The organism is Nonomuraea sp. NPDC003804 (assembly GCF_040610675.1).
In the GTDB taxonomy this organism is placed as follows: domain Bacteria; phylum Actinomycetota; class Actinomycetes; order Streptosporangiales; family Streptosporangiaceae; genus Nonomuraea.
In genome coordinates, this window is the sequence record NZ_JBEXMT010000008.1 from 173,760 (window position 1) to 192,620 (window position 18,861).

An 18,861-nucleotide genomic window follows, 5' to 3' on the forward strand; every position below is an offset into this window, starting at 1 on the left:
CCCGGGCCGCCGTCCGGTGCGCCGCCCGGATCCCCGGCGGCGACACCCGGCCCGCCACCGGTCAGTACGGCCCGCGGCCTCGGTGACGCGGCACCCGTGGGGACGTCCGGCGGTACGGGCCGGGGCCCGGATGGCGGGGCGGCTGGAGGCAGGTCCGGTGGGGTGGCCGGTGGTCCGGGTGGCGGGGCAGCCGAAGGGACGTCCGGCGGTACGGCCCGCGGTACGGCCCGCGGTCCAGGTGGCGGGGCGGCCGGGAGGACGCCCGGCGGCCCGCGGCTGACGGCGGTCGCGCCCGCCGTGTTCGTCCTGCTCTGGAGCAGCGCCTTCATCGCCGGCATCCCGGGAGTCGCGGCGGCTCCGCCGCTGCTGCTGATGTTCGCGCGCTTCGCCCTGGCCGGGGTGCTGCTCGCCGGTTACGCCCTGATCACCCGCGCACCCTGGCCACGCGGCCGGGCCGCGGCGCACATCGCCGTCTCCGGGCTGCTGATCCAGGCCCTGCAGTTCGGCTGCTTCTACACGGCGCTCGGCATGGGCTTCCCCGCCGCGGTCGTCTCCCTCGTCCAGGGGCTCAGCCCCGTGGTCATCGTGCTGGCCATGCGCCTGCTCGGCGAGACGGTCACCAGGCGGCAGGGGCTCGGCTTCGCCCTCGGCGCGGCCGGTGTCGTCCTCGCGGTGGCCGACCGGGTGAGCCTGTCCGGCTGGGGCGTGGCGCTGTGCCTGGTCGGGCTGCTCGGGCTGAGCGCCGGCACCCTCTACCAGAAGCGGTTCGTCCCCGACATGGACGTGCGGGCCGGAACCGCGGTGCAGCTTCTCGTCAGCGCCCCCGCCGTCGGGCTGGTCTGTCTGGCGGTCGAGACGCCGCGGGTGTCGGACTGGACGGCGTTCGGCGCGTCCGTCGCGTGGATGGTGCTGGTCAACTCCATCGCGTCGTTCATCCTGCTCAACATGATGCTGCTCCGCTGGTCCGCCAGTCGGGTGAGCACGGTGTTCTTCCTGACTCCCTCGGTGACGGCGGTGCTGGCCTGGCTCCTCGTGAGCCAGGTGCTGCATCCGCTCGCCGTTGTCGGTCTGGTTCTCGGTGGCGCCGGTGTCCTGCTGGCCAACCACCGGTCCGCCCCGTCCTGAGAGTCACGGCGCCGCCTCGCGTGGAAAAGCCGCCGCCGTGACAGGAAGCCGCCCGGCGTCCAGCCGCCGCGGCGAGGGAGTCGCCCGGCGTCCGGCCGGGCCGTATCCGCCCGACGAACCTATCGTGAAGACAACCTTGGAGCCTCTGAGAGGTGATGTGATGAGAATCCGCGGAGCCGTCCTTGAGGAGATCGGCCGGGCGCGCCCGTACGCCGAGTCCCGTCCGCTGACGATCTGCGATCTCGACCTCGACCCGCCCGGCCCCGGCGAGCTCCTCGTCAGGGTCGAGGCGGCCGGCGTGTGTCACTCTGATCTGTCGGTCGTCGACGGGAACCGGGTGCGCCCCGTACCCATGCTCCTGGGACACGAGGCGGCCGGCGTGGTCGAGCAGGCCGGCGCCGGGGTCGACGACATCGCCGTCGGCCGGCGGGTCGTCATGACCTTCCTGCCCCGCTGCGGCGCCTGCGAGGGCTGCGCCACCGACGGCGTGACGCCCTGCGTCCGGGGCAGCGCGGCCAACAACGAGGGGAGGCTGCTGACCGGTGGCGTCCGCCTGCACCGGAACGGCGGCAGGGTCCTGCACCACCTCGGGGTCTCGGCCTTCGCCACGTACGCGGTCGTGGACCGGCACTCGGTCGTCCCGGTGGACGACGACGTCCCTCCCGAGGTCGCCGCGATCCTCGGCTGCGCCGTGCTCACCGGTGGCGGCGCGGTCATCAACGCCGGCCAACCCGCCGCCGGGCAGACGGTGATGGTCGTCGGGCTCGGCGGCGTCGGCATGGCCGCGCTGATCACCGCGCGTGCCCTGGACGGCGTCACGGTCATCGGCGTCGACAGCAATCCGGACAAGCTCGCCACCGCCCGTGACCTGGGCGCCCATGCGACCTACAGTCCCGCCGAGGTCGCCGCGCTCGGTATCAAGGCGCCGGTCGTCATCGAGGCGGCCGGGAACGCTCGCGCCTTCGAGAGCGCGGTCGACGCGACCGCCCCCGGCGGCCGCACCGTCACCGTGGGGCTTCCGGCGCCCGACGCCCGATCGTCGATCTCGCCGCTCAAGCTCGTGGCGGAGGGACGGACCATCATCGGCAGCTATCTCGGGTCGGCTGTCCCCTCCCGTGACATTCCCGTCTTCGCCCGCATGTGGCGCGAGGGCAGGCTGCCGGTCGGCGCGCTGGTGTCGGCGAGGATCGGGCTCTCGGCGGTGAACGAGGCGATGGACCAGCTCGCCGACGGGAAGGCGGTCCGGCAGGTCATCGTCTTCGGCGAGGAGCAGGCCTGAACGGCGAGCGGGAAGGACGGGCGCGGCCGAGCCTGTCCCTACCGGGTTCGGGGGAGCGGGAATCGGGCACGGACCGCGAAACCGCCGTCCGGTTCCGGGGCGGCGTGCAGGCTGCCGTGCACCATCGCCAGCCGTTCACGCATGCCGACCAGCCCGTGGCCGCCGCGCTTCGCGGGCGATGCGGTGGATGCGCGCGCCGCCCGCCCGGGTTCGTTGCGCACCTCCAGGGTCAGCGCCTGCTCGGTGTATCCGATGGCGACCGCGGTCGGAGCCGCGCCGGCGTGCCGTAGCACGTTCGTCAGTGCTTCCTGCAGGACCCGGTAGGCGGTGAGGTCCAGCACCGGCGGCAGCCGCGGCAGGTCGGCGGGGGAGTCCAGGTGCACCTCCAGGCCGGCGGCGCGGACGTCGGAGATCAGCTCGTCGACCCTGGACAGCGACGGGACGGGCGTCGGCCGCTCACCGTCGGGACGCTCGCGCAGGATGCCGACCAGGCCGCGCATCTCCTCGACCGTCTGCCGCCCGAGCCGTTCCAGCCCGACCACGATCTCCTGCTCGGAGGGACGATCGGCCAGCAGCCGGCGCAAGCCGCCCAGCTGCAGGGTCATCACGCTGACCGAGTGCGCGACGGCGTCGTGCACCTCCCGTGCGATGCGCGTGCGTTCCTGCGCGACCGCGGCCTGGGCGTTGGCCTCCCGTTCGGCGTCCAGCGCCGCGGCCAGTTCGGCCAGCTTCACCGCGCGTTCGCCGTTGCGCCGCGCCAGCAGCCCCATGTACCAGCCCGGCAGCAGGATCGCCGGCACGAAGAACAGCTCCCACAGCGACTGGCCGCCGACGACCGACGTGCCGGCGAAGGACACGGCCGCGACGCACAGCGCGACGGCCGAACGCCGCGGCGGCTCCCGCCATCCGGCCCAGGCGACCGCCCCGATGAGGCCGATCATCGCCGCACCGCCGGCACCCGGCGCGTCGAAGGCCACCACGCCGACCGGGAAGCAGATGGCCGCGATGGCCGCACCGGCGAGCGGATACCAGGTCGCGAGCACCACGCCGACGCCGAGCACGATCCCCGAGACCCAGGTGGCCGCGGCGCTGGCGCCGAAGAAGTCGTCGAGCTTCGTCTCCACGACGGACAGGACGCCGATCAGCGGGCCGAACACCAGCGGGATGAGGCGGGCGTCCCTCAGCCGGGTCATCGTCATGGCTACAGATGGTAATCATGCCCGGTGCCCGCCGAGTCCGCCGGACGGCGGACCGCCGCCGCTCAGCGGGTCCCTCGAACGGTGGACCCGCGCGAGAGCCGGTCCACCGACGCGTGGACCCGTCACGATACGCAATGGCTGACGCGCCGCCCGGCGTCCCGGCGAGAGAGTTCCTTCGCCAACGACACCGAAGCCCGGAGGTACGACATGCCCCCCCTTGCCCACAGCGCGACGGCCGCCGGGCCCGCGCCTGCCGAGCCCGCCGATCGAGCCGGCCGGTTCCTGCGACGCGCCGGCGGTGCCGCCCTGATCGCCTGCCCCCTGCTCATGCTCGCCGGCATGATGACCTGCCCACCGCAGGACTCCGACTCGACGGTGGACTACATCACCTCGCTGGCCCGCGACGCTTTCCTGACGGAGCTGTCGGCGATCCTGCTGCACTACGGCCTGATCGCCGGCGCGCTGGGCGCGATGGTCGTGCCCGGGCTCGTCCGCGGCAGGAAGGGGCGGTGGCTGACCCTGTTCGGCGCGCTGGCCGCCGCCCTCGGGCTGCTGAACGTGTCCGGCGCCGTGCGCGACGACTGGTGGCGGATGGTCCTCGGCCGGCAGCTGCCGCTCGACGTCGCGGTGCGGATCTCGGACACCGTGGACGGGTCGGCGTTCATGCCCCTGTGGAGCGGCACCGAGATGTTCGCCTTCCTGGGCCTGCTCGCCGTGTGCGCCGGGCTCGCCCGCGCCGGTGTCGTCGGCTGGTGGCTGAGCGCCGTCTACCTCGGCGCCTTCGTCGCGATGATGTTCATCCCGATCGACCTGACGTATGTGGTGGGCGGCGCGTTCAGCCTGCTGTTCCTGCCGCTCGCGGTCGCGGGCGTGCGCACGTTGCAGCGCGTGCGCGCCGCGGCGTGATCCCGGCGGCAGGCCGCCGGCGGCGGGACGGTGACGTTTGCAGCCGCTTCCCACTCTCCCGCAAGTCGCGTTGGCCAGACTACGCGCGCTACATCACTGAATCGGAGTTTGCGTGAGGAAGAACCTATGGTGGCGGAGTGCCGTGGCGCTGGCCGCCGCTCTCTGCCTGTCGGCGGGGGTATTCACCGCTCCCGCGAACGCGGCGGCGGACCCCATGGTCAGGATCGCCGCGGTCAAGGCCTCCCCGGCCCGTGGCGGCGAGCAGTGCCCGGTCTCGACCGTGTTCTCCGCGGCCGTCACGGTCAAGGGGGCCGACCGGTTGACGTACCGCTGGATCCGCAGCGACGGAAGCAAGAGCGCGGTGAAGACCGTCCGCGCGGGAGCGAAGGTGACGCTGCGGGAACGGCGCTCCTTCACCGGCAGCACCCGGGGCTGGCAGGCCGTCCAGGTGCTCAGCCCGAAGAAGCTGATCTCCAAGCGCGCCTACTACACGGTCTCCTGTGGCGCCGGCCTGCGTGACGCCGGCGTCTCCAGGCGACCAGGACAGGCGCCGCCGGCACCCACGGCGTCGGCCGAGGCGACCGGCGACGACTACGCAGGAAAGTGCCCGGTCGGCGGCGGAACGCTGCGCTTCACCGGCAGGCTGACCGTCTCCCGGGTGCCCGCGGCCGTCTCCTACCGATGGGTGGACAGCGACGGCGGCGCGCTCGGCACCGAGCGGCTGTGGTTCTCCGACGCCTCCACGCGTACGGTCACCTCCAGCCGCGCCTTCCTGACCAGCCAGTCGGGTACGCGCTGGATCGAGATCCTGGGCCCGGACGGCAGGGTGCTGAGCACCTCGAACAGGGCCCCGTACCGCGTCACCTGCACGACCGACCCGACGCCGCCCCCGGTCGTCGTGAAGGCGGCCAACCCGTGGGTGAGCCCGGCCGGCTACCAGGGCTCCTGCACCAGGCCCCTGCAGTTCACCTTCCACGCGACCCTCGCGGTGTCGAAGCCGGCGAAGGTCACCTACAGGTGGGTCCGCAGCGACGGGACCACGGTCCCCGGCGAGATCGAGATCAGGGGCACCGACCTCACCAGGGACCTCACCCTCGCCTGGCCGGTCGCCGATCCGTCCAGGACGAGCGGCGGATCCGCCTGGGTCGAGGTCACCTCGCCGGCTCTGGCCCGAACCGAACCGGTGAAGTTCACGATCGCGTGCGTCGACATCAGCTTCTCCGAGACCAAGGTGGCCTCGCCCGCCCAGCCGTACACGGGGGCCTGCCCCGTGACGGTGCGGACCACGGCGACGATCACCGTGACGGGCGGGCCCGTGGTGGTCTGGCACTACTGGAAGTACCCCGGCGCGGGTGGCCTCACCTCCGAGAGAATCTCGGGGACCAGGACCTACACCAGGGACTGGGTCGAGAACGGCACGACGACGGGATCGACCGCGTTCGCCGTCGCGACCGGCGACGACTACGGCCACTGGAAGGACTCGGCGCCGATCACCTGGTCGGTCACCTGCAAGGGCGAGGAGCCGGCCCAGCTCACCGTGTCCAAGGCGGCCGTCACCACGTGGAGCCGCGAACCGGGCGCCTGCACGACGGCCAACCCCTACCAGCTCACCGCCGCGGCGACGGTCACCGCCCCCAAGGGCCTGACCTACCCGCTGACCGTGACCTACCGGTGGCGCTGGGACGACGGCGGCTACTGGCAGGAGGAGAAGCTCCGGTTCACCGAGCCGGGGACACAGCGTGCCGCCCATTCCTGGATGACCTCCAAGAGCCACGCGGCCAAGGTATGGCTGGACGTCACCGGCCCCGCCAAGGTTCAGGGCGAGCCCGGCGAGTACTCCCTGACCTGCAACGGCAAGCCGCCCGCGCCCAACACCGGCGGGAAGGTGACGTCGGTGACGAACCCCGCCATCACGCCGTCCAACCACACGGGCGCCTGCCCCGTCGACCTGAAGGCCACCGCGACGATCACCGTGTCCGCGCCTACGTCGGTGCCGGTCGAGTACGCCTGGCGCTTCGACAACAACACCAGCAGCCCGACCGAGCGGATCACCTTCCCCGAGGGCGGCCCGCTCACCAGGACGGTGGAGTGGAAGGACTGGCGCGCCGTCCAGTCCACCGGCGGAAGGGTGACCGGCTACCTTCAGGTCGTCGCGCCCAACACGGCGGTTTCCGAACCTGTCACGTACAGCGTCACCTGCACCTGACGGATCCGGCCCGCCTGGACCGGCCGCCTCGGACGCCGTCAGGAGATGCCCTCACCGCCTCGCCCTGCCTTGATCACATCGAGTGCGGCGGCGGGGCGGTGCCGTCCGGCGGTCCCCATCACGAGGCTCCCTGGCCAGGCCGGCCGGCGACCCCGTCAGTGATCCCGTGGCATGCTGGGACAGTGAGCAACCCCGAACGCAAGCCGCTTTTCGAGGTCGTGCCGGAGAGCGCCGAGCGGCCGCCGCCCATCGAACTCGAGACGTCCACGGGCAGGCTGAGCGTGGCCGCCGACCTGACGGCGGAGGAGTTCGAGATCCTCGACGAGCTGCGGCGCTCGGCCGGCCGCTGACGATCTCGGCCCTCTACGCGGGCGAGGCGCCGGGAACCGTGCTGCGCGGGTAGCCCGCCAGCGCGTCCCTGTCGCGCAAGGCGAGCAGCTCGCCGCGCGACAGCGCCGCGGTGACCAGCCCCGGGCCGGTCGCGGCCTGCGTCAGCCGAGTCCCGTCCGGGTGCCAGACCCCGCTGCCACCGCACGAGACCCAGCCCGGCCCCGTGCCGGCGTGGTTGGCGGCGATCGCGAACATGCGGTGATCCATGGCGCGTGCCCCGAAGTGGAGGTCCAGCCGCCGCGCCTCCGCGAGCGTGTACAGGACCGATCCGGCGTAGACCTCCGCACCTCGGCGGACCGCGTCCTCGGCGTGGGCCGGCACGCCGGCGCCGTAACAGATGGCGAGGGCGACCCGCCAGCCGTCGACGTCGAGAAGCGGACCCGGCTCACCGGGCTGGAAGAGATCGCGCTCGCGGCCGTGCAGGTTCTGCTTGCCGTAGGCATGGATGCTTCCGTCCGGACGCACCGCCAGCGAGGCGAGCCACGCCGTGCCGTCGGCCCGGCGGTAGGCCGCGCCCACCACCGCGGTCACCCCGCAGTCCCGAGCGGCCTGCCGGACGACGTCGAGTCGTGGGTCGTCCTCGGTCACCCACGCCGCCGGGTCGTCCAGGAGGTCGAGGTCGTAGCCGACGAGGGAGAGCTCGGGGAAGATGAGAAGCTTCGCCCCGGATTCGACGGCCACGGGGATCGACGTGGCCGCCGCGTGAGCATTGGCGGTCACGTCACCGAGGCGGGCAGAAGTCTGGGCGACCGCCACGATCAACGTCTCTTGGGACACGGCGGCATCCTAGCGTCCGCGTGGCACCCAGCGCCGGACTCGCCCGGGGAGTGCGGCAGCTCCAGCCGATCCTGACCATGTGCTGGTCGGCCCTGTTCCTCGCCGACGTGCTCGACCCGCTGACCTTCGTCGTCGGCACGGCGGTCGTGGCGCTGGTCGCCATCGGGCGACGCGTCCGTTGAGCGACCGCCCGGCGGCCGGGAAAGCCGGCCTCGTCTCCAGGTGTGGTCCTGGCCTCGTTCTCGGAACGGAGACCACTCGCCGGGCATAGGACATTGGTAGATGCGCGGGGTAGACCTTCGTCTAACTCCGCTGCAGGTCGGCGCGCCCGGGCAAGACGCCGCCGCGGCACCGGTTCACCTGCAGATACGGCCGTTACGAGGCGGAACCGCCACGCCTCGGGCCGATGCCGGCAACGTCTCGCGCCGGTGCCCGCCGCGCGGATGGTCGCCGGCGGGGGAGAGCGAAGCCGGTTCTCCTCCTGTCCGGAAGTCGGAACCCGTAATGGATCTTTCGGCTGAGTCGCCAGCGGCCACCCGGGGGAAGCATGGTCGCCATGTCAACGACCATCCTTCGCGGCGCGCTGGCCGCGGGCGCCGCCATGCTCGCGCTTTCCGTGCCCGCCGTGGCGGCCGGTGCCACCGCGCCGGCCGCCATGCCCTCCACCGGGCGGCGCGCGTCCTCCACCACCACGGATGCCGCCAACCCCGCAGCGGTCTTCGCGCTGCCCCGGCCGACCGGACCGCACCCCGTGGGCACCACCGTGCTGCATCTGGTGGACGACTCCCGCCCGGACCCGTGGGTGCCCGAGGAGAAGGCCCGCGAGCTCATGGTCTCGCTGTGGTATCCGGCGAAGGCGCCCAGCGGCCGGCGGGCGCCGTACATGACCATGAAGGAGGCGGCCCTCGTCCTGAAAGGGCTGGAGGCGCGCGCCGTGCCCGCGAACGCCGTACGGCTGAGTAGGACCCGCACCAACGCCTCCCTCGACGCCGCGCCGCTCGGCCGCGAACGCGGCCTGCCCCTTGTCGTGCTGTCGCCGGGCTTCACCGTGCCCCGCTCCTCGCTGACGGCCCTGGCCGAGGACCTGGCGAGCAAGGGGTACGTCGTGGCGGGCATCGACCACACCTACGAGTCCTTCGGCACGTCCCTGCCCGGCGGGCGTACCGCGACCTGCGTCGCCTGTAAGTCGGTCGACCTGCCCGGCCTCGTGAAGGTCACCCGCACCAGGGTCGCGGACGTCTCCTTCGTGCTCGACCGGCTGACCGGGCCGAACCCGGCCTGGAAGGGCGGCGGGCTGATCGACACCTCCCGGATCGGGATGGCCGGTCACTCCATCGGCGGCAACAGCGCCACCTGGACGATGCTCGGCGACCGCCGGTTCCGCGCCGGGATCAACATGGACGGCACCTTCTTCATCCCGCTTCCGGAGAAGGGGCTGTCCCGGCCGTTCCTCATGCTGGGCGCGGGGAAGATCCACCAGCCGGGCGGGGGCGACACCTCCTGGGGGCGCGACTGGAAGCGCATGACCGGCTGGAAGCGCTGGATCACCTTCGACGGCATGGAACACCGGTCGTTCTGCGACTATCCGCTCTTCGCCCAGCAGCTCGGACTCAAACTGGACTCCTCGCTCTCGGGTCCGCGGACCGTGGAGGTCCTCCGCGCGTATGTCGGCGCCTTCTTCGACCTGCACCTGCGCAAGCAGTCGCGGCCGCTGCTCGACCGGGCCTCGCGCCGCTACCCGGAGGTGAGGTTCTGGCGCTGACGGCCGCCGTGCCCGCCCCCGGCGGCCAGCCCTCCTCCGCACCGCGTCACGCGGCGCCGCCGGCGCCGGCGACCTGGGCGGTGAGCGGCGACGACGGTGTGCTGAACCCCTTCGCCAGCAGCCGGACCGCGAGCACCATCTCGTTCAGCGCCAGGGGACGACCAGAACGGCGTAGGCCGCCGAGGACCCGGCGAGCAGGTCGAACATGACGAGGAGACTTCCGGCCAGGTACGGTGCCACCGCGACGAGCGCCCAGCCGGACACCCACCGGGGGACGAGCCTTGACCGGTACAGCAGGTGGTTGAGGAGCAGGACGCTGAGGCAGAAGAAGACCGCACTGGCGTGCCCCCACCTGTCGTACGTCTGGGTCAGTGCCCGGACGGTGTCCAGGCGCGCCGCGCCGTCAGGTGTGCCGGCGTCCGGCGTGGTGCCCAGCGCCACCAGCAGGAGCGGACCGATGGCGGCGGGAAGCAGGAGGACGCTCTCGAGGATCCTGGCGACGACAGGTGGTCAACGTCGGGCAGCGGTCGAGCCTGTACCGCACGATCGACCGGCTGCTCGCCGGCGGGTTGGTCGCCGTCAAGGAGACCGAGCGCGACCAGCTCTACCCCGAGCGGACCGTCTACGAGATCACGGACGCGGGCGGCGTGCCGGCCGCCGCCCGCCGCAACGCGTCCAGCGATCCCGCAGCCGGCCGTCCCGCGCCAGGTCGATGAGCTCCTTGCGGCGATCTCGTCGCGAGCGAGGGCGTCGGCGAGGGCGGAGACGGTTCGGTGCTGCGGCCCCCAGGGGGTCACGCGGAGATCGTGCGGGCCGCTCGCTCCGGTCAGCGGAAGTCGGTGATGCGGAACACCGCCAGCATGTCCGCGCCCCTGGAGCCGGTCGAGAACGAGGCCTCCGCGCCGACCCATCCGCGGAAGGCGCCCTTGTCGTCGATGATCTGCATGAGCGGCTTGACGTGGGAGTTGCCGGTGTAGCAGAACTCGCCGCGCTCCATGGCCAGACAGGTGCACCAGTGCCACAACGTGTCGCGGCGATCGGAGTTGGAGATCTTCGTGAGGTAGTACTGGATGGAACTCACGTTCGCTTTCGTCCCGCCTCCGTACCTGGGGCATCCGCCCGACTTCTGGCAGGCGCCCGCGGACGACGGTTGCAGGTAGGTCAGACACCAGGTGGTGTCGGCACAGGCGCGGAAGGAGGAATGAGCGAACCTCTGACCGCCGGTGGCGACGATCCTGCCGCCCGCCCAGCTCGTCAGGTCCTGCCGGAGAGTGCCGGCGAACGCCTTCACCGAACTCATCGCGCGCCGGGTGCCGAGCGCCGCGTTGCTGCCGTAGCCGTAACCGTGGGTGGCCAGCGTGCTGGACTTGAGGTCCAGGCGGGCCAGAGCGCCGTCGGGGGAGGGCCGCACGTACCACTGCTCGGTCCACGTCTGGGCGATCTTCCACCGGATGCTCACCACGTTGCCCGACACGGTGTACGTCCCGGTGCGGTTCTCGTCGGGGGAGCCGGTGAAACCCCCGGCGGTGAGCACCTCGCAGGTACGGGGGAGCGAGCGGGAACCGCCTGCCCTGGTGGTGCAGCCCGAGTCAGGGGTGTTGCCGGTGCGCTGCCTGGCCTCGGGATGGCGCTGCCACCACAGATACAGAGCGGCGGTCACCGTGCCGTCGGCGGCGAAGCGGTAGCTGCCGAGCCGTACCCAGTTCTGGCTGGACGCGGCCTTCAGGTGCCCTTGCGAGACGACATAGGTCGCCTTGCCGCCCGGCAGGGCCGCGGTGGAGGCGACAGCAGGCCAAGGGGCGGCCATGCAGGTGAGGAGGAGGGTGAAGGCCGCCGCAGCAGCGGAGAGGACCGCGCGCATGAAGTCTCCCGATCATGACGGACTTTGCCGATGATGCGCGAGTGACGATAACGGAGAAAGGCCGTGCGCGGGTGACGATCCGTGTGAAAGAACCTCGCACGGCTTGTCAGACCCGCGCCTTGCCGTACGAATCCGCTGATCACGAACGGTGAGACCCGTCGAGCGGGCCGTACCACGCGGTCACACCCAGCCCCGCTCGCGCGCGGTCAACGCCGCCTGCGCACGGCTACCCGCGTCGAGCACCCGCAGCAGATCCGCTATGTGCCGGCGGTAGGTGCGCAGCGACATGCCGGCCCGCCGGGCGCCCACCTCGTCCTTGCTCACGGTGCACATACAGGTCAGCACCCGCAGCTGCGTCTCGGAGAGCCGGATGACCTGCCCGGCGTCGGGGGCCGTCAGCTCGGCGAGGTCCGTCGCCGCCGCCCACAGCCTCTCGAACAGGCTGATGACGCCGCCCACCAGAGTGCTCTCCTCGATGCGAAGGGCGCCCCTGCCGGTGTCGTGGAGGTCGATCGGGAGGAGCGCCGTGCGTCGGTCGTAGACCAGCATCAGGTCCGACAACTCGTCCGCGACCCTGATCTGCGCACCGTCGGCGTGCAGTGCCCGCAGATAGCCCAGGGTCGCCGGATCCTTCAGGGCGGAGGCGCGCACGAGGTTCCGGACGCGCACGCCGCGCCGCAGACAGCGGGCGTCGACGGGCCGCCCGTGCGCGATGTCCCGCGGTGACAGCGTGTCGTAGGGCTCGGCCGCCAGGACCTCGTCCCGGGCGCTGAAGGCCAGCTGGTCGATGTGGGCGCGTACCTCCCGCGCGTCTTCCAGTCGGCGGAGCGCGACGCCCGCGCCGTCGGCCGTCCCGGAGAGCCCCGGCACCGGGTCCTGCCGGTCGCACTGCAGCGCACGCACGATGGGCCAGGGGTCCACGAGCCGGCGCATCGTCCGGTGCATCGCCTCGAGCTGTTCCTCGATCAGCCGGGGCACGGCCACCTCGGGCTCCGACGCCCACGTGCTCTCGTCGTCCCCGTGCAGGAGCCGCAGGTCGCGCAGGCGCGAGAGCGCCCGCGTCGCGCTCTCCTCGCCGAAGGAGAACACCTCCCGGATGTCGCGTGCGGGCGTGCGTGGATGGCGCAGGAAGTGGCGGTACACGTCCTCCTCGGTTCCGGTCAGGCCGAGTACGGACATGGTGTGGCCCTGCATGTCTTCCCCCCCGCGCGTTCGGTCCCGCGTGCCTGGTGACCACGGACGACAAACTAGTCGGGAAGCAAACAAACCAAGTCTCACGGGAGTCTCACAGTCTCACGAGGGCCGCAGCCCGGTTCCTCGCCGCGTCGCCGGGTCGATGAGGTGTTCGCCATGTGCGGCGATGGACCGTTCGTCGAGGAGTGCAAGGAGATCTGATGGGACAGACACCAGAGGCCGGGCCCGCTCCGGGCGTGACCCCGGACGTTCTGCGGGAGGCACTGACGAGGCACGCGCTCGTCAACCTCACGGGCCCCCTCGGCATCGGCAAGTCCCGGCTCGTGTCGAGCCTGACCTCGGTGCCGGTGCTGGATCTGTCGCAGCCGGGCACCCGGCAGGCCGTACCGGCCGCGCTCGCCGAACAGACCAGGACACCGCTCGCCCTCGACGGCGTGGACAGCGAGGCAGCGCTGTCCGCGCTGGAGGCCGTGCGGACCCGGCGGCCGGAGGACGGCAGGCCGGTTCTGATCGTGAGCAGGCGCTCGCTGCTGGTCCACCCGGCGTGGACCCTGTCGGGAGTCACGGTCCTCAAGATCTCCGCCTGGCAGGACGAGCGGATCAGGAAGCTGGCCGCGGACGCGCAGCTGCACGCCCCGCGAGGTCGGGACCTGGTCGTCCGCCTGGCCGCAGGCAACCCGCTGATCGCCGGCGCGGCATGCCGGGCGCTGCACGCGGGCGCCTCGCCGCACGTTGCGGGGGCGGTGGCCGACCAGGTCACCCGGGAGATCGTCGAACGGCTGTCGCGCGAGTCCCCCGCCGCCCGGTGGCGGGGCGCGCTGGACCGGCTGGCCACCGTGTGGTCGGGCGACGAGGCGCTGCTGAAGGTCGACCCGGAGCTGTTCGACGCCCTCGGCGGGCTCAGCGTCGTCACCCGCACCGAGCTCGGGCTCGCCGTGGCCGAGCCGTTCCGCACGGTGATCGAGCTGGCACACCGGTGGCGGCAACCGGCCGCCCACCGCGGCACCCGGACCCGGGCGCTGGCCTACCGCAAGCGCCTGGTGGCCACAGAGCCGAGCGCCGAGTACCGCAGCCGCCTCGCCGAGGGCGTCATGGCGCTGTCCGACGACGCGGCCGTGCGCGAGACGTTGTTTCCCGAGAGGTTCCCCGACGCCTTGCCCACGGGTCTGGTCCACACCGCCGACCCCGGGGACGCCGACGACATCGGCGAGCTGATGCACCGCTGGGCCCGGCACGGAGGGCTGGACCCCCGGCGGACGGACCGCATGGTGGAGCAATGGCTGCGCGACGACCCCTCGGGCTTCCACCTGCTGAAGGACGGCGACGGCCGGTCCGCCGGCCTCATCGGCCTGCTCCACGTCACCGAGCGCACCGCGACCAGCGTGGAGTCGCTGCTCCAGGAACACACCGACGCACTTTTCGACCGGCCTGGGGGCACCGGCAGCCTGGTCCTCGGGGCCGCCTACTGCCCCGAGGCGGGCCTGCACGCCTTCCTCCTGCGCCACCTGCTGCACCAGGTCCGCTCCCGCGGCGTCCTGCTGACGGTCTCCACGCCGAACCCCGTCTACCAGCGGCTCCTGCGCGGTCTGCGGTTCCGGCGGCACGGCACGACCACCGACGACATCTACCGGTGCGGACGCAGGCCCGAGATCTACAGCCAGGACTTCGGCCAGGACGCGCTGTCCGACTGGGTGGAGCGGCTCGTCCCCGCCCCGGACGGGGGCGGCGCCCAGGGCCCGACGGGCCGGGAGGTGGGCTGGGCCCTGACCCACATCCGTGACCAGACCAGACTGGCCGACAGCCCGCTGCTGTCCTGCGCGCGCACGGCGACGGTGCGGGACCTGCAGGAGTGGCTGCGCGATGCCGTGCGCACCCTGGAGGACGGCGAGGCACCGGAGGACACCGAGGCGGGGTGGATCCTGCGCCACTACTACCTGGGCAGACCGCGCACGCACCAGCAGCTCGCCCGGCAGCTCCACATCAGCAGGGCCACCTACTTCCGCCGGCTTCACCACGGTCTGGACACCCTGGCCCGGCTGCTGTCCGCCGAGGACTCGTGACGGGCGAGCCCGGTTCGGCCGGAACGCGACTACGCCGAGAGGGCCGGCCGGTCGTCGACGACAGGAAGGGGCGCCGGTTCCACACCCAGCTCGCCCATCGCCTCGACATACATGCGGTACCGTCTGCGGGCTTCCCCGTGACGGCGAGCCATGGTCAATGTCCGGACCAGGTCCAGGTGCGCCTCCTCGTCATAGGCGTCCTGTTCGAGCAGCCGCAAGAGATAGCGGACCGCTCCGTCGTGTTCGGCGGCCTGCCGTGCACGCGACGCCAGTGCCCTCAGCAGCGCCTGGTAGACGGCTCGAGCCTCCTCCCGCAAGGGCTCCAGCCATCCGGAGTAGGGGGAGTCCTCGCAGACGTCGCCTGTGTACAGGGCCTCGGCCGAGGCAAGCAGATCATCATCGTGCGCGGCGAGCGCTTCGGCGGCGGCGGACAGGAACTCCTCGACGTCCACGCGAAGTCCGACCAGTTGGACGGTGTGCTTGTCTCCTCGAACGAACTCTCCCGCGCCGAACTTCCGCTGCGGATCAAGGACGGAGCGGACGGTCGACAGCGCGACCGAGAGCCGGTTGGCGCATCGGGACGGGTCCTCCTCCGGCCAGAGAGCCTCCATCGCCGCCTCTCGGGCAACGGGTCGCCCTCGCTGGCAGACCAGCCATGTCAACAGATCTCGAGCCTTCCGAGACTGCCACTCGGCGGCGGGGACGGAACGTCCATGGCGGCTCAGCCGTACCCCGCCGAGCACGCAGAAGCGCACCGCGCCGGGGTCCAGGAGGGCGATCGCCCGCAACAGCCCCGCGCCGGAGTCGTGCGGACCACGGATCCCGGCGCGACGCAGCTCACGCTCCGCCTCGCGGCGGCCGTCACGCCGGCTGCCGCGATCGGTGCGGCTGAGAGACGCCCGGGCGAAACTGTTGCGCGCCGCACCCAGCGTGCTGCCGATCTCCGTCCAGATCTCGCCGGCCGCCGCGAGCAGTTCCGCACGATCTTCCGGCGAGCCGGCCGCTGTGATGGCCGACAGTTCCAGCGCCTCGGCCGCGGCCGCCCGATCTCGCCGGTTCGCGGCGGCCTCACGGGCGGACCGCGCGCAGGCGGCGGCCCTGGCCCGATCACCGGCTTCCGCCCAGACCCAACCGGCCGCCAGGAACGCCCCGACCTGGCTGGATCCGCTGCCTGTGGCTACCGCGCGTTCGGCGAGCCGGACGGCTCGCTCAGGGTCGTCGACGACGTGGACTCGCGCCAGCCCGGCCAGGACGGATTGGATCAGGTGCACATCCTGGAGCTGCTCGGCGTGCTTCAACGCGTTCTCGTAGCTGAACCTGGCGCGTAACAGGTCTCCGCGCTCGAGGTAGACCTTGCCGAGGCCGGCCAACGGATGGCCCAGCTTGTCGCTGCCGACCCGTCCGAGGATGTCGCGCGCCTCTCCGAAGTCGGCCAGGGCTTCGTCGAGCCTGCCGAGCCCCATGAGTGCCTCCGCGCGGTTGTGCAGGACGATCGCCGCGTTGACCGGCGCGCCTGCCAGTTCCGCCCGCCGAACCGCGAGCTCGAGGTCGACCAGAGCCTCCGCGTACCGCGCCTCCTCGGTGCGGTGCGAGGCTCGATTGGCCAGGACGCGTACGGCCAGCAGCAGGTCGCCCGCGCTCTCGGCGGCGGCGAGCGCGAGCGTGCTGTGTCGCTCGCTCGCGGCCCGGTCGCCCTCGTCGTGGGCGGCCATGGCCAGCGCGGTGTGCGCGCACGCCGCCGACCGCTCGTCGCCACAGGCTGTCGCGACGGACAGGGCGCGCTCTGCCAGCCGCGCCGCGTCCGAGAGGTCGCCGACGAGCCAGCGGGCGCTGGCGGTCCAGGCCAGCAGCATGGCCTCGTGGGGGGAGGCCTCACCGGTGAGGACGCCGCGCTCGAACGCCTTCAGCGCCGCCCGGTAGTCGCCGCGGTGGTAGTGAATCATCCCGATCCGCCACGCCACGGCGGGATCCGTGGCCGTGGCGTGGCGCAGACAGTCGAGCGCTCCCGCCCAGTCGCCCTGAACCTGCCGAGCCTGGCCCTCGGCCAGGTCGACAGTGGACGTCCGCAGCTCCGCCGGTACGGCGCGGCAGGCCCGCACCACCTCCACGGGACGCCCCTCGGCCAGCAGCGTGTCCCACCAACGTTCGATCATGGCGGCGAGGTGGGCGGGGTCGCTCGAGACGGCCAGGGCCTCCCTGACGAACCCGTGTTCTTCGTACCAGCGGGCCGCCCGCGACGCGCGGTTCCGGTCGGCACCTCCGATGCTTTCCCTGACCAGGGTCGTCACGGCATAGCCGTCCTCACGCTGCGTGATCAGGATGTGCTGGTCGGCCAGGGTGCTGATCTCGTGACTGGAGATGTCGAGGCCGATCGCCGCGCACAGCTCCGGGGTGAACCAGGGCAGTGCCGCGGCCGCGCGGAGAAACTCGTTCAGTCGCACGTCACCGTCATGGAGCACCTCTTCGACCAGATAGTCGAAGAGCGGCCCGGTCGCCGCGGCGAGGCGCTTCAACCGGCCTTCCGGGGGCAGGCCGCGGAGCCAGCTCAGCGCCAGACGCACGGCCACCGGCCAGCCGGCAGTGAGCTCCTGGGCCTCCTTCGCCAGCACGTCGTCGTGCTCCCCGAGGACCAGCCGGGCCAGCGATCCCGTCTCGTCGAGCGTGAAGGCCAGGTGTTCGGCCGAGACCCGGAACACCTGGCCCAGGCCGCAGAGCCGCTGAATGGGAAAGGGCGCACCCGAACGCGAGATCAGCACCAGATGCAGGTTGTCTCCGCCGTGCCGGCACAGGCCCTCGAGCAGGCGGCTGCCGGCCGTATGCGGGGCGAGCCGTTCCGCCTCGTCGATCACGAGAACCGCGGAGGACGGCAGCGCGGCGCCAAGCTCGGCGGCGAGCGCAGCGGTACGGGCCGGGTCGTCCGCGGCGGGCCCCGTCGACCGGGCCCATGCCGCAGGTGCCGCCAGGCCCTGGCAGATCTCTTCGACCAGGGTGGCATCGTCGGCCTGGGTCACCCATGTCACAGGCACGTCCAGGGTCTGCGCCCATGCGCGCACGGCCGACGTCTTTCCGCCGCCCGGTCCGGCCGTCACCACCGTGAGACGGTGCCGCACGATCTGATCCAGGAAACGCATGAGCTGGGGTCGCGGCAGCAGATGCCCGGTCGCCGTCACAGGCGCAGTATCCGCTGAGCTCACCTTTAAGGCAACTGAAAGATCGCTTCTTACCGTTACCTCTGGTCCCGGCATCCCATTCACAAGGAGAGACCATGAGATTCACTCCGGCCCTGCTGGCAGGAATCGCGGGCGCGCTGATTCTCGCCCCTTCCACGGCCATGGCCACGGCCGGCGATGAAGAGACTGACGTGGACGTACGGCTGGCTCAGCTCGAATACACCAATGGCCTGACGGTGACTTTCACCGACAGCCGTCCGTCGGACGACATCGGAATGGTGCAGACCGGGATGATCGGCCGCACCCTGCTCATCGCCCGTGACGAGGACGACTCCTTTCTGGAGACCTATCTGGAGATCACCCCACGAGATGTCGCGGTGCCGCAGCGTCTGGTCGACGATCACGGCGCCGACACGCCGCCGGAGCTGCAGTTTCGCAGGATAACCACGTCGCCGGTCGCCACCGGCGGTCTGACGCCGCCGCGGAGCGCGGTCATCTCGGGCGCGGCCGCATGTGATGCCTCCCACTTCGGCTGGGTCAACTGGCATGACGTGGGGGTCCCGGGACTGGCTCCCAAGTCCTACGAAAGCTCCCAGTTCGGCGGCGCGAAGCGCCACGCCGAGAGTTCCATCGTCAACTGCACCCCGGAAGGTTCGCCGAGCCATCTCTTCGCCAGGCATCGGATCTACTACAAGAACATCTGGGGAAAGTACGTCAAGCACTTCGACTCCACGGTGGCGCCGGGACAGCACCAGATAGTCGATAAAGGCATAGTCAAGCGCCCGCGCAAGGTCTCTTACGACGACGGCTGGAATTCCAGCCCGAACTGTCTCGGGGGCGGCTGTGTCTACACGCGAGAGGGACGCTTCCGCGACTGACGGCATGGGTACCGATACCCGTCATCACTGATCAGGTCGGGACGCGATGGAGAG

At 71.9% G+C, this 18,861-nt stretch carries 16 protein-coding genes; 10 read left to right on the top strand and 6 right to left on the bottom strand.

Annotated elements, in window-relative coordinates; genetic code table 11:
* Positions 1-297 precede the first annotated feature (297 nt).
* Both ABZX22_RS13530 and ABZX22_RS13535 read left to right on the top strand, forming a co-directional pair.
* Positions 298-1,125: a DMT family transporter gene (locus tag ABZX22_RS13530; RefSeq protein WP_354908196.1), complete on the top strand. Its 828-nt coding sequence runs from the start codon at positions 298-300 to the stop codon at positions 1,123-1,125.
* A gap of 160 nt (positions 1,126-1,285) precedes the next feature.
* Positions 1,286-2,404, top strand: a complete 1,119-nt coding sequence (locus ABZX22_RS13535) for an alcohol dehydrogenase catalytic domain-containing protein (RefSeq protein WP_354908197.1) — start codon at positions 1,286-1,288, stop codon at positions 2,402-2,404.
* 38 nt (positions 2,405-2,442) lie between these two features.
* On the opposite strand, the gene ABZX22_RS13540 is transcribed toward ABZX22_RS13535, so the two are convergent.
* Positions 2,443-3,603, bottom strand: a complete 1,161-nt coding sequence (locus ABZX22_RS13540) for a histidine kinase (RefSeq protein WP_354908198.1) — start codon at positions 3,601-3,603, stop codon at positions 2,443-2,445.
* A gap of 207 nt (positions 3,604-3,810) precedes the next feature.
* Between ABZX22_RS13540 and ABZX22_RS13545 the strand changes: the two genes are divergently transcribed.
* The 3 genes from ABZX22_RS13545 to ABZX22_RS13555 all read left to right on the top strand — a co-directional run bounded on the left by ABZX22_RS13545 (position 3,811) and on the right by ABZX22_RS13555 (position 7,065).
* The gene (locus ABZX22_RS13545; protein ID WP_354908199.1) at positions 3,811-4,509 is read left to right on the top strand and encodes a hypothetical protein; all 699 of its coding nucleotides are present in this window, start codon (positions 3,811-3,813) and stop codon (positions 4,507-4,509) included.
* A gap of 112 nt (positions 4,510-4,621) precedes the next feature.
* Positions 4,622-6,715 carry a hypothetical protein gene (locus ABZX22_RS13550; RefSeq protein WP_354908200.1) on the top strand — a complete coding sequence of 698 codons (2,094 nt, stop codon included), beginning with the start codon at positions 4,622-4,624 and terminating at the stop codon, positions 6,713-6,715.
* Between the two features lie 182 nt (positions 6,716-6,897).
* Positions 6,898-7,065: a hypothetical protein gene (locus tag ABZX22_RS13555; RefSeq protein ID WP_354908201.1), complete on the top strand. Its 168-nt coding sequence runs from the start codon at positions 6,898-6,900 to the stop codon at positions 7,063-7,065.
* Positions 7,066-7,078: 13 nt separating this feature from the next.
* Here ABZX22_RS13555 and ABZX22_RS13560 read toward each other — a convergent pair whose 3' ends face one another.
* The gene (locus tag ABZX22_RS13560) at positions 7,079-7,882 is read right to left on the bottom strand and encodes a carbon-nitrogen hydrolase family protein (RefSeq protein ID WP_354908202.1); all 804 of its coding nucleotides are present in this window, start codon (positions 7,880-7,882) and stop codon (positions 7,079-7,081) included.
* Between the two features lie 20 nt (positions 7,883-7,902).
* On the opposite strand from ABZX22_RS13560, the gene ABZX22_RS13565 reads away from it, so the two are divergent.
* Both ABZX22_RS13565 and ABZX22_RS13570 read left to right on the top strand, forming a co-directional pair.
* On the top strand, positions 7,903-8,064 hold the full coding sequence (locus ABZX22_RS13565) for a hypothetical protein (RefSeq protein WP_354908203.1): 162 nt from the start codon (positions 7,903-7,905) through the stop codon (positions 8,062-8,064).
* 374 nt (positions 8,065-8,438) lie between these two features.
* Complete coding sequence (locus tag ABZX22_RS13570; RefSeq protein ID WP_354908204.1) at positions 8,439-9,644, top strand: alpha/beta hydrolase; 1,206 nt, start codon at positions 8,439-8,441, stop codon at positions 9,642-9,644.
* 144 nt (positions 9,645-9,788) lie between these two features.
* Here the strand turns inward: ABZX22_RS13570 and ABZX22_RS13575 are convergent, their stop codons facing one another.
* Positions 9,789-10,136: a DUF4386 family protein gene (locus ABZX22_RS13575; RefSeq protein ID WP_354908352.1), complete on the bottom strand. Its 348-nt coding sequence runs from the start codon at positions 10,134-10,136 to the stop codon at positions 9,789-9,791.
* 14 nt (positions 10,137-10,150) lie between these two features.
* Here ABZX22_RS13575 and ABZX22_RS13580 point away from each other — a divergent pair, with 14 nt between their 5' ends.
* Positions 10,151-10,360, top strand: a complete 210-nt coding sequence (locus tag ABZX22_RS13580; protein WP_354908206.1) for a hypothetical protein — start codon at positions 10,151-10,153, stop codon at positions 10,358-10,360.
* 110 nt (positions 10,361-10,470) lie between these two features.
* Here ABZX22_RS13580 and ABZX22_RS13585 read toward each other — a convergent pair whose 3' ends face one another.
* Both ABZX22_RS13585 and ABZX22_RS13590 read right to left on the bottom strand, forming a co-directional pair.
* Positions 10,471-11,505 carry a hypothetical protein gene (locus ABZX22_RS13585; RefSeq protein ID WP_354908207.1) on the bottom strand — a complete coding sequence of 345 codons (1,035 nt, stop codon included), beginning with the start codon at positions 11,503-11,505 and terminating at the stop codon, positions 10,471-10,473.
* A gap of 180 nt (positions 11,506-11,685) precedes the next feature.
* Entirely contained in the window at positions 11,686-12,699 is a 1,014-nt protein-coding gene (locus tag ABZX22_RS13590; RefSeq protein WP_354908208.1) for a hypothetical protein, read from the bottom strand.
* A 200-nt stretch (positions 12,700-12,899) separates the two neighbouring features.
* Between ABZX22_RS13590 and ABZX22_RS13595 the strand changes: the two genes are divergently transcribed.
* Positions 12,900-14,759, top strand: coding sequence for a hypothetical protein (locus ABZX22_RS13595; protein WP_354908209.1), 1,860 nt, complete (start codon positions 12,900-12,902; stop codon positions 14,757-14,759).
* Positions 14,760-14,788: 29 nt separating this feature from the next.
* On the opposite strand, the gene ABZX22_RS13600 is transcribed toward ABZX22_RS13595, so the two are convergent.
* Positions 14,789-17,929 carry a tetratricopeptide repeat protein gene (locus ABZX22_RS13600; RefSeq protein ID WP_354908211.1) on the bottom strand — a complete coding sequence of 1,047 codons (3,141 nt, stop codon included), beginning with the start codon at positions 17,927-17,929 and terminating at the stop codon, positions 14,789-14,791.
* A 95-nt stretch (positions 17,930-18,024) separates the two neighbouring features.
* Between ABZX22_RS13600 and ABZX22_RS13605 the strand changes: the two genes are divergently transcribed.
* Positions 18,025-18,807 (top strand): hypothetical protein, encoded by a 783-nt coding sequence (locus tag ABZX22_RS13605; protein WP_354908213.1) that lies wholly within the window; start codon positions 18,025-18,027, stop codon positions 18,805-18,807.
* Positions 18,808-18,861: the final 54 nt, after the last annotated feature.

Bases quoted from the DNA above. Each gene is read 5' to 3' on its own strand.
- ABZX22_RS13535 (WP_354908197.1), top strand. From the start codon at position 1,286: ATGAGAATCCGCGGAGCCGTCCTTGAGGAGATCGGCCGGGCGCGCCCG.
- ABZX22_RS13540 (WP_354908198.1), bottom strand. From the start codon at position 3,603: ATGACGATGACCCGGCTGAGGGACGCCCGCCTCATCCCGCTGGTGTTC.
- ABZX22_RS13545 (WP_354908199.1), top strand. From the start codon at position 3,811: ATGCCCCCCCTTGCCCACAGCGCGACGGCCGCCGGGCCCGCGCCTGCC.
- ABZX22_RS13570 (WP_354908204.1), top strand. From the start codon at position 8,439: ATGTCAACGACCATCCTTCGCGGCGCGCTGGCCGCGGGCGCCGCCATG.
- ABZX22_RS13585 (WP_354908207.1), bottom strand. From the start codon at position 11,505: ATGCGCGCGGTCCTCTCCGCTGCTGCGGCGGCCTTCACCCTCCTCCTC.
- ABZX22_RS13590 (WP_354908208.1), bottom strand. From the start codon at position 12,699: ATGCAGGGCCACACCATGTCCGTACTCGGCCTGACCGGAACCGAGGAG.
- ABZX22_RS13595 (WP_354908209.1), top strand. From the start codon at position 12,900: ATGGGACAGACACCAGAGGCCGGGCCCGCTCCGGGCGTGACCCCGGAC.
- ABZX22_RS13605 (WP_354908213.1), top strand. From the start codon at position 18,025: ATGAGATTCACTCCGGCCCTGCTGGCAGGAATCGCGGGCGCGCTGATT.